The organism is Verrucosispora sp. WMMD573, assembly GCF_027497175.1.
In the GTDB taxonomy this organism is placed as follows: Bacteria; Actinomycetota; Actinomycetes; order Mycobacteriales; family Micromonosporaceae; genus Micromonospora.
The window spans coordinates 2,271,417-2,288,398 of the sequence record NZ_CP114901.1; the positions used below are offsets into that span (position 1 = coordinate 2,271,417).

The following is a 16,982-nucleotide window of genomic DNA, read 5'->3' on the forward strand; positions in this document are numbered from 1 at the left end:
GGGAAGTCGAGAGGGCTGGGACACAACCCCCCTATCTTGCTGGTTCAGACGCCCGATGCGAAAGCCGGCGCGGCGGACGTTTCCAGTACTCGACGGTACGTGTGCAGGCACTCACCTCTTGTCGCGCCTTGTCGTGGCCGGTGGCGCGATGTGCGGTATCCCTCACCCGCCGCCCGTTCCACCCGTCCTACCATCCGGTGATGAGCGAACGGCGGTCAAGCGAGTCCGGTTTTCCGATCAAGGGCGTCTACGCGGCCGACGACCTTCCCGGTGACCTGGACTCCCGCCTCGGCGTGCCCGGCGGGTTCCCGTACACCCGTGGGGTCTATCCCACCATGTACACCTCCCGTCCGTGGACCATGCGTCAGTACGCCGGCTTCGGTACCGCCACCGAGTCCAACGCGCGCTACCACCAGTTGCTGAGGGCCGGCACGATGGGCCTGTCGGTCGCCTTCGACCTGCCCACCCAAATGGGGTACGACTCCGACGACCCGATCGCGCACGGCGAGGTGGGCAAGGTCGGCGTGGCCATCGACTCCATCGAGGACATGCGGCTGCTCTTCGACGGCATCCCGCTGGACAAGGTCTCCACCTCGATGACGATCAACGCGCCCGGCTCGGTGCTGTTGCTGCTCTACCAGCTCGTCGCCGAGGACAACGGCGTGCCGGGTTCGGCGCTCAACGGCACCATCCAGAACGACATCCTCAAGGAGTACATCGCCCGGGGCACGTACATCTTCCCCCCGAAGCCCTCGCTGCGGCTGGTCGCCGACACCTTCGGCTACTGCCGCAGCGAGGTGCCGAAGTGGAACACCATCTCGATCTCCGGCTACCACATGGCCGAGGCCGGCGCGTCGCCCGTGCAGGAGATCGCGTTCACGCTGGCCAACGGCGTGGAGTACGTCCGGGCGGCGATCGCCGCCGGGCTGGCCGTGGACGACTTCGCCCCCCGGCTGTCGTTCTTCTTCGTCGCGCGTACCACCCTGCTCGAAGAGGTGGCGAAGTTCCGGGCGGCCCGACGGATCTGGGCCCGCCTGATGCGCGACGAGTTCGGGGCGAAGAACCCGAAGTCGATGATGCTGCGTTTCCACACCCAGACCGCGGGCGTGCAGTTGACCGCCCAGCAGCCCGAGGTGAACCTGGTCCGGGTGGCGGTGCAGGGGCTCGGCGCGGTGCTCGGCGGCACCCAGTCGCTGCACACCAACAGCTTCGACGAGGCGATCGCGCTGCCCACCGAGAAGGCGGCCCGGCTGGCGCTGCGTACCCAGCAGGTGCTGGCGTACGAGACCGATCTCACCGCCACGGTCGACCCGTTCGCCGGCTCGTACGTGGTGGAGGCGATGACCGCCGAGATCGAGACGGCGGCGGACGCGCTGATGGCCCGGGTGTTCGAGCACGGGTCGGCGGTGGACGCGATCGAGGTCGGCTTCCAGAAGCGGGAGATCGAGCAGTCCGCGTACCGGATCGCGCAGGAGATCGACTCGGGCGAGCGGGTGGTGGTTGGGCTGAACCGGTTCGCGATCGACGCCGAGGAGCCGTACGAGCCGCTGCGGGTCGACCCAACGATCGAGGTGGCCCAGGCCGACCGGCTGGCGAAGCTGCGGGCCGAGCGGGACTCCGCCGCCGTGGAGCGGGCGCTTGTCGAGTTGCGGGAGACCGCCGCCGGCACCGGCAACGTCCTCTACCCGATGAAGGCGGCGCTGCGCGAGCGCGCCACAGTCGGTGAGGTGTGCGGGGCGCTCCGCGAGGTCTGGGGCCGTTACCAGCCCACTGACCGGTTCTGACCCCGGCTCCGGGTCGTTGCCGCGCGCGGCGGCCCGTCCTTGGCGGATGCGCAGCCGCTGTCGCGGGGACGCCACGCCCCCGTCGTCGCGCAGCGTGTCGAACCGGCGTTGGCCGGGTACCCCGCTCATGGTGATCACGCGGACGCACACGGTGTGCGGTTGGACGGCTCCCGTGCGTGTGAACGTCCACGGGTGATCGTTGCCGTCGGTGGTCGGGTAATTGTCGTACCGTCAGTTCATCGGCACGACTAATGCGACAATTCGGAACAGCGACGATAGCTTCGGGAAGATTCTCGATGCCCGGCGAACGATTACGCGTTGTAGGAGGTGAGGGGTGGATGGCGGTGGATGACCACGATCTACCTGCTGTCCCGCTCACCTGCGGACGCTCTCAGCAGGGCATACGTGACGCTGTGCGGTCCGATCATCACCGGAACGAGGTTGCGCAGAGTCACCGTCGGGGGTCTACGCTGTCTGCTGTTCCCGATGATCCATCCATTCCTAGTGATCGAAGAGAATTCGACGTGACGAGTGCGTTGACGCCGTGTGCCGGCGGTTGGGCGTCAGCCTCAACCTCGCTTACGACCGCACCGGCCCCGCAGCCCCTGCCGGACGGCCTGGACGGGTTGCTCGCCCGACTGGCGCCGGAACTCGTCACTGTCCGTCGACACATACACGCACACCCCGAACTGTCCGGCGCGGAGTTCGAGACGGCGGCCCTGGTGTTCCGGCGGCTGACTGGGATCGGCCTACGGCCCCGGCTGCTCCCCAAGCGCAACGGTGTCATCTGCGACATCGGCTCCGGCGATGGTCCGCTGGTCGCCTTCCGGGCCGACCTGGACGCGCTGCCGCTTGTCGACAGTAAGGACGTTGACTACCGATCGACTGTGCCGGGCGTCTGTCATGCCTGCGGCCACGACGCACACACCACCATCCTGCTCGGTCTGGCGGAGTTGCTCGCTCACCTCGCCGAGCGGGGCGGGTTGCCCGGTCGGGTTCGATTGATCTTCCAGCCGGCGGAGGAGTCGGTGCCCTCGGGCGCGCCGGAGGTCATCGAGGCGGGTGGCCTGGACGGGGTGTCGATGATCTTCGCGGTGCACTGCGCGCCGCAGTTTCCGGTGGGCTCGGTCGGCGTGCGTACCGGCCCGCTGACGGCGGCCTCGGCCACGCTGGAGATCCGTGCCAGCGGGCCGGGTGGGCACACCGCCCGACCGCACCTGACCACCGACCTGGTCGACCTGCTCGGCCGTCTCGCCGTCGACGTGCCCGCCCAACTGAGCCGGCGCATGGATCCGCGGTGGCCGGTCTCGGTCGTCTGGGGCGCGGTGCACGCCGGAGTCGCGTTCAACGCCATTCCCTCGGTCGGCTACCTGCGGGGGACGGTCCGCTCGTTGCACCGGGAGGCCTGGCACAACGCCGGTGAGATGATCGCGAAGCTGGTGCCGGACCTGGTCAGCGGTACCGGTGCCGACGTCGAGGTGGAGTACGTCCTGGGCTTTCCACCAGTCGTCAACGACAAGCACGCCTCCGACCTGATCAGGGCCGCGGCGGGGCGGGCGTTGGGCCACGAGAACGTCTTCGAGGCCGAGGTGAGCATGGGTGGCGAGGACTTCTCCTTCTACCTGGAGCGGGTTCCCGGCTCGATGATCCGGCTCGGTGTGGCGCCCCCCGGTACCAGCGAGCAGTGCGACACCCACCAACCCGGCTTCGACATCGACGAGCGGTCGATCGAGTACGGCGTACGGGTCCTCGCGCATACCGCCCTGATCGCGCTCGGCCACCCGGATCCCGGAACCGCCGCCCCGGGAGGTGCCCGATGAAGCCTCCTCCGTCGCACGCCGAGGACCTCGTCGACCAGGTTGTGGAACTGGTCGACGCGCTGACGCCGGAGGGCTCGCCGGAAGCACCAGCGCACCTCTGGTACGTCTGCTACGGCTCCAACATGAGCCTTCAACGCTTGACGTACTACCTGGGAGGTGGACGTCCCCCGGCAGGTGCCCTGACCTACCCGGGTTGCCGGGACAGCAGCCCACCCAGTGACAGCCGGGCGATCCGACTGCCCGGTACCGTCTACTTCGCCCTTGAGGCGCGGGCCTGGACCGGCGGGATGGCCTTTTACGACCATGATCACTTTGGCGGCACGCCCGCTCGCGCCTTCCGAGTCACAGTCTCCCAGTTCTCCGACATCATGGCGCAGGAGATGTGCCTCGAACCCGGAGACGACATCGACCTGAGCGGGGTGATGGGCCGGGGGAGACTCACCCTCGGACCCGGCTGCTACCAGACGCTGCTGCACCTCGGCGTGCTGGACGGACTGCCCGCTTTCACCTTCACCTCGCCGTGGCGAAGCCACGAGGTAGAACACCGCAAGCCGGCTGCGGTCTACCTCCGCCACCTGGCCGTCGGGTTGGCCGAGGCACACCAGTGGTCACCCGTCCGGATCGCCGCCTACCTCAGTAGCCGACCGGGTGCGGTGGGCAGCTGGACGCCGGAGGAGATCCGACTTCTGTTGTCCGAGGACGGCACCGTCACGGCAAGCCAAGCAGACGAGGAGGAGCGGTCATGCATCCCAGGGTGACAATGGCCGATCCGGGCACTGCGAACCTGTTCATGAAGCACCAGCGGGAACACGAGTGCTCCGACTGCGGTCACCCGTATCTCGACCTTGATCTGACCGGGGCCGGTCCGCACGTGCGCCGACGCCGGGTAGGCGGCGGCACGATCGTGGCCGACACCTCGGGCCCGCTGCGGGAGCTGCACGTGCTTCCGCACTGCGGCACGGAGCTGCCCGCGGACCTGCTTGCCGCCGTCGATCCGGCGGACTACGGCAGGCTGGCCCAGCTCGTGCATGACAACCTCGACCTGGGCACCGCCGCCATCTACCGGCTGCTGGTGGAGGACATCGTCGCCGGGCGGGCCCCGGGCGTTGCGGTGGCCGGATTCCACCTGTCCCGGATCATGCTCGACGCCAACCGTGACGCCGTGCACGAGCAGGTCCCGGAGAACCCGTACGCCGGCAGCGGCGAGCTGTACCGGGATTACCACCTCAGTGAGGGACTACGGCTGCGCGACGAGGAACTGCTGCCCTGGTTGGCGGCCGTCGACGACATGCTGCGCGAGATGGGTGGCCAGGGCTCCGTCTACCACCACCACACCTACGACGTGTACTCGATCAGCCCTCGCCCTTGGGACCGAGGCTTCACGCCCAAGCGTCCGGCCTTCCAGCTGATCTGGAGTCGCCCGCTGGTCCGCCGGGCCGGTGAGCACGCAGCCGTGGGCGACCCGGGTCTGGCGCGGCTGGAGGACATCGAGCGGGTGCGCGAGAGCATCCGGAACTTCCTGGAGCGGGAGATCGGTGTCGGCAACGGCACGGGCCAGGTCGACTACCCACTGCTGCTGCCGGTGCTGCCATTCCGTGGCACGCGCCGCGGCGACCCGGCGGACTCCCCGCGTCACCTCGTCTACGACCTACGCAAGGACCTGCTCGCCACGGATCGGCAACTACGCTCATGGGTGAGTACCGCGCCGTGGCGCTTCCCGGCGGCGGGACCAGCAGAGGTACCCTCTGACACGGACGCCGTCCCCTCCGCCAATGCGGGCTGAGTTGGGAGGATCCGGAGTGGCGGTTTGCCGATGAGCCAGGGCCTGGTACCACACGATCGTCCATGCCTGGAATTCGACGATCTCGTACGCTCCTTCCTTCCGCCAGGAAAGTCGGAGCGGCTGGTCGGTATCGAGGTCGAGTGCGGCCTGGTGCGCCCGGACTCGGGCAGGTCGGTCCGGTACGACGAGCCCGGCGGCACCCGGGCCCTGCTGGAGACGTTGCTCGACGGCATGGCGGGCGAGCCGGTCCTGGAGGACGGGTCCCTGGTCGGGCTCCGGCTCCCCGACGGTGCCACGCTCACTCTGGAGATGGCCGGGGCGATCGAGTACTCGTCCGCCCCGACGGCCAGCCTCACCGAGGGACTGCGCCGGGCCCGGGAATGCCTGACCGAGGTGGCCCGGGTAGCTGCTCCGCTCGGTCTTCGGCTGCTGACCGGTGGGCAGCTGCCCTTCGACGCGCCGGATGGGATCCGGTGGACGCCGAAGTCGCGCACCGAGATCATGCGGCGCTACTTCGCCGGACTCGGCGACGGTGGCCGGCTCGGTGACCAGGTGATGGGCTTGACCCTCTCCACTCAGCTCAGCCTGGACGCGCTGGACGAAGCGGAATACCTCGACAAGCTGAAGGTGCTGCTCGCCGTCTCGCCGTTCCTCGCCGCCATCCTCGCCAACACTCCGGCGCTGGACACGGGCGAGGCGGCCAGCAGCAACGGCACCGCGTCGCGCCGGATGACCTACTGGCGGCGGATCGACCCGGCCCGTTGCCAGCACCTCACAGCCCGGTTGTACGAGGTGTCGGCACTGGCGGAGCTGGCCGAGACGCTCAGTGACCTGCCCATGATCTACCGCCGCTCCGGCACTGGTTACGTCGCCGGCCAGGTCGGGTCGTTCCGGCAGGTCGTACGCGAGGGCTTCGAGGATGGCACGATGCCGACCCTCGACGACTGGAAAACCCACCTACGCCAGGTGTGGCCGGCGGTGCGCCCGCGTCAGACACTGGAGACCCGCCTGCCCGACGGGCAGGCGTGGGAGCACCTGGGTGTGCTTCCCGCGCTGTTCCTCGGCCTGGCTGAGGAGCCGGCGGTTCGCCGGAAGGTGACCGACCTGCTGGCCGACCTGCGTACCGAGGCCCTCGACCTGATCACCCTGAAGGCCGCGGAGAGCGGGCCGGACGGGATCGCCGCTCCCATCCGGGAGACCGCCGAGCAGCTTGTCATGCTGGCTGACCAAGGGCTGGCCGCCCGGGTGGCCGACGGGACGGAGTCTCCCGAGGTGCTCGGGCTGCTCGATCCGGCCCGGGAATGGGCGGCGACCGGGCGTCCACCGGCGGAGGCGTTGCGAGCCGCTTGGACGGGACCGTGGCGTCGACGCCCGGACCGCTACGTCGCCGCGATGGCCGTGCCGGAAGACTGACCGGACAGATCGGACGATCAATAACGGGATCCCGGTCGCTACGATCTTGTCATGGCATGCGTTGCCTGCTACCAGCGGTCGTACGGCGAAGGCGTGGCAGCGATCGCCCGGATCTTCGCCCGCTACGGGTACTCGGACTGGGCGCGTACCGGCCCATGTGCGCCGTGGTCCTCGCTCGACCTGCTACGTCATCTGCACGTGACGGCGCAGGAGAGCGTGACCGGACACCTGCACGCCCTCCAGTTCGGTCCGAAGGAGCTGATGACCTCGGCGGAACTCGCCGAGTTCAACGCCAAGTCCCTGACGGCACTGTCGGCCGTGGCGCCGCATGTCTCGCTGCGGAACTTCCAGGCCGCCGCGTGGCGTTTCCTGCGGATGGCTACCGCCGAACCCGACCTGCCCACCTATTCCTTCCGGGGCCGGACGTGGAGTGCCCGGTGCAACGTCGGCGTGCTCGCCGTCGAGTGGCACCTGCACGCCTGGGACCTGGCCACCACCATCGGCTTGACGTACCACCCCAGGCAGCCGGCCGTGCTGGCCGAGGCGTTCCGCGACGGAATGGCCTATCTCGACCCGCCCGCCACGGACGGCTGGCCGGACCTGCTACGCGCTGCGGGTCGGACGCTGGGGGTCGCCCACCCCGTCTGACGGGTGGGGAAACGACGGTCGCGGCTGGGGCGGCTGCACCAGTGGTGTGGAGTTGGCCAGTCGCCACAACTCGCGGAAATGGTGCTCGAAGGCGGCCGCGACCCCCGCGTCCCGGATGCTGAATCCGTGCATCTCGCCTCGGTCGTCGACAGCGAAGCCGAGGAACACCACCGAGGAGTCGATCACCGCGAAGTTCTCACCCTCCAGTTCCATCCCAGGTGGGTAACGCAGCACCCGCACGTGGTAGTTCTCTATCTTCTCGCCGAGGTCGACCTGCTCGTCGACCCATGTCTGGATGTCCGGGCTGTGGTGGGGCAGCCGGATGACCCGGTGCAGGTGCCGTTTGCCCGGCATCTTGCGGGCCCAGCGGATGGTCGCGGTGTAGTAACGGCGGGACTCGTCGGTCTGCTGCCGGGGTGCCTTGGCGTGCGAGAACACCGCGTAGACCGACTTGGAGCTGCGTTGGATCGCGTGCAGCGCCTCCCCGTAGAAGGCCGACGACGAGTCGTAGACCCGCAGCGGCGCACCGGTGGCGATCGACATGACCCGCCGCCGCGTGACATCCAGCCAGCGCAAGAAGATCAACATCGTCAGGAAGATCAGCGGTGTGGCCCAGTTCGCGCTGTCGATGAAGTTGAAGATGTTGTCGGCGATGCTGACCGCCAGGGCCACCACGAGGGCGAGAGTGATGAGCCGGGCTTCCAGCTCCTCCATCCTGGGCTGCGGAATGCGGTCGTTCGACAAGGGCGCTACCTCCCATCGACGCCACACTTCCCGAGCGGCCATCACGATAAGTATGTCAGAGCGCCGCTCTACGTGTTGCCAGTGGAATTCGCCCTCCACGGGATGGCCGATCGCACCGACGGGACCGGCCACCAGCGTGTCCGCAGTGCTCCGTCAGGATGTGCTTCCGGTTCCCGGAGCCGTATGGAGCGCCTCCGGCTGGGCGGGGGCTACCGGCCCGCGGGGGGCCGGCACCGTGAGTCGGTTCCGGCGGCGACGGCGGGCCAGCCACCACAGCGCCCCCAGCGGTACGCCGAGGACCAGCAGCCACGGCAGGATCGCACCGAGCACGGTGAGCAGGATTGTCATCGAGGACAGGAAGACCTGCCAGCCGCCCTTGAGCCCCACCAGGAAACCGATCTCGGTCTCCTCCTCGGGGATCGTGACGCCCGGTCCGACCAGGGTGACGGTGATGGTGGACAGCGCGGTGAGGTCGCTCAGCCGCCGCTTCTTCGCCTCCAGCGAGGCGAGGTCGGCCTCCCGCCGGGCCAACTCGTTCTCGATGCTCACCAGGTCGCTGATCGAGTCGGCCTGGGCGAGCAGCCGTCGCGCACTCTCCACCCGGGCCCGTTGGCTGGCGATCCGGGCGTCGAGGTCGATGGTCTCCTCGGTCACGTCCTGCGTACCGATCTCCCGGCGCTCCTGGGTGCCGAGACCTGCCAGCTCCTCCACGACCGCGTAGAACCGTTCCGCCGGCACCCGCAGTTCGAGGTCGGCCACCGCGTCGGCGTCGGAGCTGCGGCGCTGGTCCCCGCCGACGAAGCCGCCGGCCCGGGTGGCCGCCGCGACGGCGTCCCGGGCGGCGATGTCCACATCGTCCACCTGCACCCGGATCGATCCGGTGTAGATGATGGACCGCTGGTCGACCCGGGTGTCCGTTGCCGCGCCGGCACCGCCCTGGGCGTTACCGGGCGCGGCGGCCTCGCCGGGCGCGGCGGCGCCACCCTCCCGGGCCGGTGCCACGGCGTCGGCCGCGGTGCCGGTCGATCCCGAGTCGTCTCCGCCGCCACTTCCGCAGGCGGCGAGCATCAGCAGCGCAGCGAGTGTCGCCACCGCCGTGGTCCCGTGACGGCGGGCTCTTCGCATTTCCATCCCCGTTCCCCTCTCTGCTGCCCGAACAGGCAATGGCTCGGACGCCACACACCACCGCACGGGTTCCGGCAGACTGCGCTCAGGACGTCACGAATCGATATGGGAGGCATCACGATGCGGCTCACCAAGTACGCCCACTCGTGCCTGCGGGTCGAGCACGACGGGGGAGTGCTGGTCATCGATCCAGGAATGTTCAGTGAGCCGGCGGTGGCGTTGGACGGGGCCGACGCGGTGCTGATCACCCACGAGCACCCGGATCACCTCGACGAGGCGGCGGTGAACCGGCAGTTGGAGCGGCGTCCCTTCGTCATCCACGGCCCGGCGTCGCTGGCCGGCGCGCTCGGCGACGCGGCCGACGTGCTGCGCCCGGTGACCCCGGGGGAGTCCTTCACCGCCGCCGGGATTCCGGTACGTGCCCACGGTGGCCGGCACGCGGTGATCCATCCGGACATCCCCGTGCTCGACAACCTCGGCTATCTGCTGAACGACGTCGTCTACCACCCGGGCGACGCCCTGTACGTTCCGGACGACGTCCAGGTCGACACCCTCTTCGCCCCCATCCACGCCCCCTGGTCGAAGTTCTCCGAGGTGGTCGACTTCATCCGGGGGATGGCGCCGCGTCGGGTCTTCGCGCTGCACGACGCCCTGCTCAACGACAACGGTTACGCGGTGCTCGACCGGCAGTACACGGCGCTGTCCGGCAGCGATTACCAGCGGCTGGAGCCGGGCAGCCGGATCGACGGCTGAGTCGATGCCCGAACCCCCACCCGACCTCGTCGAGCAGTTGTACCGCACGCCGCCGGACCGGTTCGTCGCCGCCCGGGACGCCGCCGCCGCGCAGGCCCGCCAGGCCGGAGACCCGCGTACCGCCCGGGAGATCGCCCGGCTGCGTCGGCCCACCGTCGCCGCCTGGCTGGTCAATCTGCTGGCGCTGGAGCGGCCGGAGCTGGTGGCCGAGCTGGCGCAGCTGGCCGAAGCGCTGCGACAGGCCCAGCGCGAGCTGCGCGGCCCACGCCTGCGTGAGCTGTCTGCGCAGCGGCGGGCGGTGGTCGGCGCGCTGGTCGCCGAGGTACGCCGGCTCGCCGCCGGAGTCGAGGGCGCCCCGTCGGGCGGGAAGCTGCCGATGGCCGAGGTCGAGGCGACTCTCAACGCCGCGCTCTCCGACGTCGAGGTGGCCGAGCAGGTGCGCTCCGGGAGACTGCTGCGGCCGGCCCACTACGCCGGGTTCGGTGAGGTGCCCCGGCCACAGTTGCGTCTGGTGACCGGCGGCGAGGAACCGCCGCCCGCCGCTCCGGTCCGGCAGCGTCCCCCGGACCGGGGAGCGCTGCGGGCCGAACAGGCGCAGCGGGCCGCCCGCGCCGAACGGTCCCGTCGTCGCAGGGCACTGGAGAAGGAACTGGACCGGGCGCGTACCGACCAGGAACGGGCCGAGACGGACCTGGCCGGCGCGGTGGTGGCCGAGCGCGACGGGCTGGCCGCGCTGAACGCCGTCGAGGCGGAACTGGCCGAACTGGAACGTCGCCGGGCCGTCGCCGAGCAGGAACTCAGCCGGTCCCGGCTGGCCCGTCGGGCCGCCGAGCGGTCGGTCAGCACCGCCCGGCGACGGGCCGGCGAGGTCGAGGCCGCAATGGAGGCGTTGGACGCCGAGGAGGGGGATGCCGACTCCGGCGGCCGACCGGCAGACTGATCCCCCATGGACGGACCGTCGGGCGGATCCTTCACGTACGGACCTTCGGGTGGCCTCCTGCCGGGCAGGGCGGGATGACGCCGGAGCAGGTCGCGGCGGCGAGCAAGCCCACGGTGCTCGCCCTCGGCGAGGCGTACAACAGGTGTCCGACCACGCTGCGCCGGGCCCGGCTGCTGGGCATCTCCGGGTGGGCCTTCTACGTCACCGGTCGGGCCGGCGCGCTGGGTGACGTCCGGGCCGAGACCGTGGCGGCGGCCCTCGGCTTCATCGCCCCCGACGCCGTCGCCGACGGCTGGGACGCCGCCGCCCGTGCGGTCCGCCCGTCCGAGGTGGCCGCCGCCAGCTTCGCCGAGTGTTGCCGCTGGGGCGAGGAGGTGCTCGGGGACCTGCCCCGCGTCGACCGACTCGCGGTGCTTGTGGAACGGGCCGTCGCGGCGGCCGATGCCAGCGCGATGCCACTGTTCGCGGCGTGGCGGGCCATGCCGTCGGACGCGGCGACCGCCGGTGCCCGGGTCGCCGCCGGCCTACGTCTGCTGCGCGAGCACTTCACCGGTGCGCACCTGGTGGCCGTACGCGCCAGCGGGATGACTCCGCTGGAGGCGGTGCTGGCCGGTCCCGAGGGGGCCAGTGGCGCGATGGCCTGTGGCTGGCCGCCGCCCTACCCGCCGGTCGGACCGTTGGTCCGGCGGCGGCTGTGGGCCGAGGCGATGACCGACCGGCTCGTCGCGCCCGCCTTCACGGCGCTCGGTCCGGCCGACGGTGCGGAACTGGTCGAGTTGCTGACCCTGGCGCGGGCCCACGTACCGGGTTGAGACCCGCCCATCCTGGGACGATCTCCCCGCAACCCGGGGTCGCCGCCCGCGGCCACCACGCCCGGTAGCAGACTGGGGAGGTGGGAGACGAGTCACGCCGAGGCGGTGCCGGTGGGTCGGGACCGCAGCTCGATGACGTAGTCGTCCGGCGCGCCCGCCTTCTCGGCGGCGTTGGCGATCTCGGAGAGATACCAGGACGTGGGCAGGCCGCCCTCGTAACCGTCGAAGACATATACCCAGGCGGTCACGTCGCCGTCCAGGGTCGAGATGCGGACGGTCAGCTTCCGGTACGTGCCGGAGGTCACGCCCTCGATCTCGTCCAGCTGGGCCGCGTCGTACGGGTGGATGTCGTAGAGCGCCACGAACACCCGGTCGCCGGGGGACTCGACCACGGTGCTGACCGCGCCCTCCCAGCCGATGACATCCTCACCGGCGAAGGTGAGCCGCCAGCCTTCCAGCCAGCCGATGCCCACCATCGGGGAATGCGGACAGTAGGCACGCATTCGCGCGGGGTCCAGGTTCGAGCCGTAGGCGGCGTAGTGACGCACGGCGATGACGATAGCCCGGCCGGCGCGTGGGGGAGAATACGACGGTGCGTGTCGGACGCGGCGGGGAGAAGAAAGTCACTGTGAGCATGGAGGAAGGGCGGTCGTGGTGAGCCGGATCGTGATCATCGGCGGGGGGCCGGCGGGCTACGAGGCGGCACTTGTCGCGGCCCAGTTGGACGCCGACGTCACAGTCGTGGAGGCCGAGGGCGCCGGTGGCGCCTGCGTGCTGTCCGACTGCGTCCCGTCGAAGACGTTCATCGCGAGCTCCGAGGTGGTGACCGGCTACCGCGACACCGAGGTGTTCGGGGTGCACTCCGACGGGCTGGAGGCGGTCACCGTCGACGCCCAGGCGGTCAACGACCGGGTCAAGCGGCTGGCCCTGGCACAGTCCGGCGACATCCACGCGAAGCTGGTCAAGGCCGGGGTCACCTTCGTGTCCGGGCGCGCCCGCCTCGGCGAGGACACGCTTGGTCACACCCACCGGGTGATCGTCACGCCGGACGGTGAGGAGGCCGCGTACGCCATCGACGCCTCGACCGTGCTGATCGCCACCGGTGCCACCCCCCGCCAGCTGCCCACCGCGCTGCCCGACGGTGAGCGCATCCTGACCTGGCGACAGGTCTACGACCTGCCCGAGCTGCCCGAGCACCTGATCGTGGTCGGCTCCGGTGTCACCGGCGCCGAGTTCGCCAGCGCGTACCTCGCGATGGGGGTCGAGGTGACCCTGGTCTCCAGCCGCGACCGGGTGATGCCGCACGAGGACGCCGACGCCGCGCAGGCGATCGAGCGGGTCTTCCGCACCCGGGGCATGAGCATTCTGAACAACTCCCGCGCCGAGAGCGTCCGGCACACCGGCGACGGCGTCGAGGTCGAGCTCTCCGACGGCCGTACGGTCTCCGGGTCCCACGCGCTGATCGCGGTCGGCTCGATCCCCAACACCGCCGAACTCGGTCTGGCCGAGTACGGCGTCGAGCTGGCCCGGGGCGGCTACGTGACGGTGGACCGGGTCTCCCGCACCAACGTGCCCGGCATCTATGCGGCCGGTGACTGCACCGGAGTGCTTCCGCTGGCCAGCGTTGCCGCGATGCAGGGCCGAATCGCGATGTGGCACGCGCTCGGTGAGGCGGTCCGGCCGCTGCGGCTGCGTACCGTCTCCGCGAACGTCTTCACCGACCCGGAACTGGCCACTGTCGGGGTCTCACAGGACGAGGTGGACGCCGGCAAGGTGCCGGCACGTCAGGTGATGCTGCCGCTGGGCGGCAACGCCCGGGCGAAGATGGACGAGATCCCGGACGGTTTCGTCAAGCTGTTCTGCCGCCCGGCCAGTGGCCAGGTGATCGGCGGGGTGGTGGTCGCGCCGAAGGCCAGCGAACTGATCATGCCGATCACGCTCGCCGTGGAGAACAACCTCACCGTCAACGAACTGGCGCAGACCATCACCATCTACCCCAGCCTCTCCGGGTCCGTCACGGAAGCGGGCCGCCAACTGATGCTCCACGAGCTGGAGTAGGCGGCGACCACGGTGAGCAGGCCCACCTCGGCGAGGATGAGGGCCCGTTCGATCAGGCCGTAGTAGGCGCGGTCGCCCGGATAGGCGGACCAGGCCATGGCGACGGCGAGCAGCAGGCTGGTCACGGTCAGGGCGCGCAGCCAGCGCCCGGCGCGGGCACCGACGGGCAGCCGGGTGGCGAGCAGCCAGCCGGCGATCGGCAGCGCCAGGAACGCCACCACCGAGGCGTACCGGTGCACGTAGGCGGCGGTACCCATCTCGGTGCCCGGCGGGTTGGTCGGCACCAGGCCCGACACCAGCAGCCCGCCCGCCCAGACCGCCAACAGCCACTCGGCGGCCCGGCCCCGACCACCGTCGCTCGTCGCGGTGCCGAACTCAGGGGTGCCTGCCATGGGGCCGGTCGGGCCGACGGCCCGCCGCTTGGCGGCGACGGCTCGCAGACCGCCCGGCGGGCTGAGCCGGCTGAGTGCCGGGATGAGTACGGCGGAGGCGGCGGCGAGCAGCAGCATGGCCACGTGGATGATCCCGCCGGAGTCGGAGACGGCGTAGTCGCTGACGGTCAGGCTGACCGGGTCGAGGTCGCTGACTCCGGCATGCCCGATGACGGTGAGCACCGCCGCGAGGACGATCCCACCGAGGGCCAGTGCTCCACTGTTCCGGATTCCAGGCATGCTTCAGCCTGTCGTCACTCGCACCTCAGGCGGATCCGGGACGAGCACCGAAATCCGACCCCGGGACCACCCCGACCGCCCATCCGGATTTCCCCCGGATGACCGGCTAGTCGACGGGGGTCTCGGCCGGGGTCGAGTTCAGCCGTGCGCTGACCGACGCCAATGCCCAGCCGGCCAACGCGAAGCCGGCGGCGGCCACCGCCGCGACGACCACCATCCGCCAGCCGGAACCGGTCAACGCGGCCCCGCCCAGGTGCCCCACCAGCCCGCCGTACGACGCCCAGCCCGCCGCCGCGATGCCGGCAGTGGGCAGGAAGAGCCGGATCGGGTACCGGCTGCGGCCGGCGGCGAAGCAGGCGGCCATCCGGCCACCCGGCACGAAACGGCACAGCAGGATCATCATCGGCCCCGGACGGCGCAGACCCCGGGTCAGGCGTCCGGCGATTCCGCGGGCTCGACCGGTGCCCACCGGCCGCAGTGGCCGGCGTCCCGACGCGTACCGACCGAGCAGGTAACAGGCCAGATCCCCGGCGAGTACGCCGAGCGCGCCGACGGCGACGGTCGTCGGCAGGTTCAGCCCGCCGTACACGGTGAGTGCGCCACCGGTGAGCATCAGCAACTGGGTGGGTACCACCGGCACGAAAGCGTCCACGGCCAGCAGGGTGAACAGCGCGAGGTACGCCAGTTGGGGCGATGCCACCTGGGTGAGCAGTTCGGGCACCGGGCCACCTCGCGGAATTCTCCGAATGGACGTACCGAGCCTGACGCGGTGTCCGAGGTCACCCGCAACCGGCCCTGGCCGGCCGTGACCACTGACACCTCGCCCGGGCGGCGGTGGGCCACCCGTCCCACCGCAGCATATAGATGAAGGTTGACGGCGAGGCACGGTCGCCGAAATCTCCTTCGGCGGCGTACCGTTGTCGGCGCGCGGCCCGGCGAGCGTCGGGTCCCCCGTTCCTGACGCCCGGGCCGCCGCCGGGCCGCTGGCAGGTCCCGTGCCAGCGGCCCGGTCAAATCAGGTGCGGCGGTGCGCCGGACGGGCGTACGCTTTCGCACATGTGCAGTGCGGTGCTGACGACGACGCCGGGGAAGCCTGGCGCGTCGCACTGACGTCTTCGTCTGCCGAGTGCCCCGGGCGATCCGCCCGGGGCACTCGTGCATCGTGGGTCAGGGGTCGTGTCGGGGCGTAGGACCAAGGAGCCCTGACATGATCGACCACCGCCGGCTGGGCCGGGACCTGGACCTGTTCGCCACCGATCCGCTCTCCGGCGCCGGCCTGCCAATCTGGCTGCCGGCCGGCGCCGCCGCCCGGCAGGCCGTCGAGGAGTACCTGCGTGACCTGGAACGCCGGGCCGGCTACCAGCAGGTGTACAGCCCGCCGCTGGGCCGACGTGAGCTGTTCGAGGTCTCCGGGCATCTCGGCTACTTCGCCACCGAGATGTTCCCGGCGATGCGACTCGGGGAGGGCGACGACGAGTTGATGCTCCGTCCGGCGCTCTGCCCGCACCATGCCCTGGTGTACCGGTCCCGTGGACGCTCCTACCGAGAACTGCCACTGCGGGTTTCGGAGATCGGGGGCATGTACCGGGCGGAACGCTCGGGAGTGCTCGGCGGCCTCTCCCGGGTGCGCGCCATCAGCCTCAACGACGCGCACAACTTCTGCGCGCTGGAGCAGGTCGGCCAGGAGGTGTCGGAGATCCTGCGGCTGATCCGGGCCGCGCACATGGCGCTGGGCGTGCGGCCGGCGGGCGTACGGCTGTCGCTACGCGGGTCGGGGGAGAAGTACGTTGGCGACGACGCGCAGTGGGCGCGGGCCGAGGACCTGCTCCGCGCCGGCCTCGACGGAGTGCCGTACACCGAGGTGCCGGGCGAGGCCGCCTTCTACGGCCCGAAGATCGACATTCAGGTGCGGGACGCGGCCGAACGTGAGTACACCCTCTCCACCGTCCAGCTCGACTTCGACAAGCCGGAACGGTTCGACCTGTCGTACACCGACGCCGATGGTGCCCGCCGGCGTCCGGTGATGGTGCACCGCAGCCTGGCCGGCAGCATGGAGCGGCTCTTCGCGTACCTGATCGAGGTGCACGGGGGCGCGTTCCCGCCCTGGTACGCCCCCGTGCAACTGGTCGTCCTGCCGGTCGGGGACGGCCAGGTCGACGCCGCGGTCGACCTGGCCCGGCGGGCCATCGAGGCGGGACTGCGGGCCGAGGTCGACCACGGCGGGTCGCTCGGTGCCCGGGTCCGCGACGCGGTGCGCCGCCGGATCCCGTACGCCGCCGTGGTGGGCGCCCGGGAGGCGGCCGACGGCCGGGTGGCGTTGCGGTTGCGCGACGGCCGCTCGTTGGAGCCGCAGCCATCGGCCGAGGCGATCGGGTTGATCGGCGCGGTGGTGGCGGCTCGCTCCGGAGACCTGCTCCCTTCGTAGCGACGC

At 70.8% G+C, this 16,982-nt stretch carries 16 protein-coding genes; 11 read left to right on the forward strand and 5 right to left on the reverse strand.

The window, feature by feature from the left end; all coding sequences use genetic code 11:
* The first annotated feature begins 200 nt into the window (after positions 1-200).
* The 6 genes from O7601_RS10545 (at position 201) to O7601_RS10570 (ending at position 7,448) form a co-directional block, all read left to right on the forward strand.
* Positions 201-1,784: a methylmalonyl-CoA mutase family protein gene (locus tag O7601_RS10545; protein ID WP_281565990.1), complete on the forward strand. Its 1,584-nt coding sequence runs from the start codon at positions 201-203 to the stop codon at positions 1,782-1,784.
* Between the two features lie 524 nt (positions 1,785-2,308).
* Complete coding sequence (locus tag O7601_RS10550; protein WP_281565991.1) at positions 2,309-3,604, forward strand: amidohydrolase; 1,296 nt, start codon at positions 2,309-2,311, stop codon at positions 3,602-3,604.
* Positions 3,601-4,362, forward strand: coding sequence for a histone deacetylase (locus O7601_RS10555; RefSeq protein ID WP_281565992.1), 762 nt, complete (start codon positions 3,601-3,603; stop codon positions 4,360-4,362). The genes O7601_RS10550 and O7601_RS10555 overlap by 4 nt, the downstream gene beginning before the upstream one ends.
* The gene (locus O7601_RS10560) at positions 4,347-5,387 is read left to right on the forward strand and encodes a hypothetical protein (protein WP_281565993.1); all 1,041 of its coding nucleotides are present in this window, start codon (positions 4,347-4,349) and stop codon (positions 5,385-5,387) included. Before O7601_RS10555 ends, O7601_RS10560 begins: the two co-directional genes overlap by 16 nt.
* A gap of 30 nt (positions 5,388-5,417) precedes the next feature.
* Positions 5,418-6,800: a glutamate-cysteine ligase family protein gene (locus O7601_RS10565; RefSeq protein ID WP_281565994.1), complete on the forward strand. Its 1,383-nt coding sequence runs from the start codon at positions 5,418-5,420 to the stop codon at positions 6,798-6,800.
* Between the two features lie 51 nt (positions 6,801-6,851).
* The gene (locus O7601_RS10570; protein WP_281565995.1) at positions 6,852-7,448 is read left to right on the forward strand and encodes a maleylpyruvate isomerase N-terminal domain-containing protein; all 597 of its coding nucleotides are present in this window, start codon (positions 6,852-6,854) and stop codon (positions 7,446-7,448) included.
* Here the strand turns inward: O7601_RS10570 and O7601_RS10575 are convergent.
* Positions 7,404-8,192 (reverse strand): hypothetical protein, encoded by a 789-nt coding sequence (locus O7601_RS10575; RefSeq protein ID WP_281565996.1) that lies wholly within the window; start codon positions 8,190-8,192, stop codon positions 7,404-7,406. The two genes, O7601_RS10570 and O7601_RS10575, sit on opposite strands and share 45 nt — an antisense overlap.
* Before the next feature lie 153 nt (positions 8,193-8,345).
* The gene (locus O7601_RS10580; RefSeq protein WP_281565997.1) at positions 8,346-9,323 is read right to left on the reverse strand and encodes a DUF4349 domain-containing protein; all 978 of its coding nucleotides are present in this window, start codon (positions 9,321-9,323) and stop codon (positions 8,346-8,348) included.
* Between the two features lie 114 nt (positions 9,324-9,437).
* On the opposite strand from O7601_RS10580, the gene O7601_RS10585 reads away from it, so the two are divergent.
* The 3 genes from O7601_RS10585 to O7601_RS10595 all read left to right on the forward strand — a co-directional run bounded on the left by O7601_RS10585 (position 9,438) and on the right by O7601_RS10595 (position 11,822).
* A complete protein-coding gene (locus tag O7601_RS10585) occupies positions 9,438-10,070 on the forward strand; it encodes an MBL fold metallo-hydrolase (RefSeq protein ID WP_281565998.1) in 633 nt (210 codons plus the stop codon).
* Positions 10,071-10,074: 4 nt separating this feature from the next.
* Positions 10,075-11,010 (forward strand): hypothetical protein, encoded by a 936-nt coding sequence (locus tag O7601_RS10590; RefSeq protein ID WP_281565999.1) that lies wholly within the window; start codon positions 10,075-10,077, stop codon positions 11,008-11,010.
* A gap of 74 nt (positions 11,011-11,084) precedes the next feature.
* Complete coding sequence (locus O7601_RS10595) at positions 11,085-11,822, forward strand: hypothetical protein (RefSeq protein ID WP_281566000.1); 738 nt, start codon at positions 11,085-11,087, stop codon at positions 11,820-11,822.
* A gap of 92 nt (positions 11,823-11,914) precedes the next feature.
* On the opposite strand, the gene O7601_RS10600 is transcribed toward O7601_RS10595, so the two are convergent.
* Positions 11,915-12,370 carry a gamma-glutamylcyclotransferase gene (locus O7601_RS10600; protein ID WP_281566001.1) on the reverse strand — a complete coding sequence of 152 codons (456 nt, stop codon included), beginning with the start codon at positions 12,368-12,370 and terminating at the stop codon, positions 11,915-11,917.
* Positions 12,371-12,476: 106 nt separating this feature from the next.
* Here O7601_RS10600 and O7601_RS10605 point away from each other — a divergent pair, with 106 nt between their 5' ends.
* Positions 12,477-13,880, forward strand: a complete 1,404-nt coding sequence (locus O7601_RS10605) for an NAD(P)H-quinone dehydrogenase (protein WP_281566870.1) — start codon at positions 12,477-12,479, stop codon at positions 13,878-13,880.
* Here the strand turns inward: O7601_RS10605 and O7601_RS10610 are convergent.
* The gene (locus O7601_RS10610) at positions 13,814-14,551 is read right to left on the reverse strand and encodes a DUF998 domain-containing protein (RefSeq protein WP_281566002.1); all 738 of its coding nucleotides are present in this window, start codon (positions 14,549-14,551) and stop codon (positions 13,814-13,816) included. The two genes, O7601_RS10605 and O7601_RS10610, sit on opposite strands and share 67 nt — an antisense overlap.
* Before the next feature lie 106 nt (positions 14,552-14,657).
* Complete coding sequence (locus tag O7601_RS10615) at positions 14,658-15,272, reverse strand: DedA family protein (protein WP_281566003.1); 615 nt, start codon at positions 15,270-15,272, stop codon at positions 14,658-14,660.
* 486 nt (positions 15,273-15,758) lie between these two features.
* On the opposite strand from O7601_RS10615, the gene thrS reads away from it, so the two are divergent.
* Positions 15,759-16,976: a threonine--tRNA ligase gene (gene thrS, locus O7601_RS10620; RefSeq protein ID WP_281566004.1), complete on the forward strand. Its 1,218-nt coding sequence runs from the start codon at positions 15,759-15,761 to the stop codon at positions 16,974-16,976.
* Positions 16,977-16,982 lie beyond the last annotated feature (6 nt).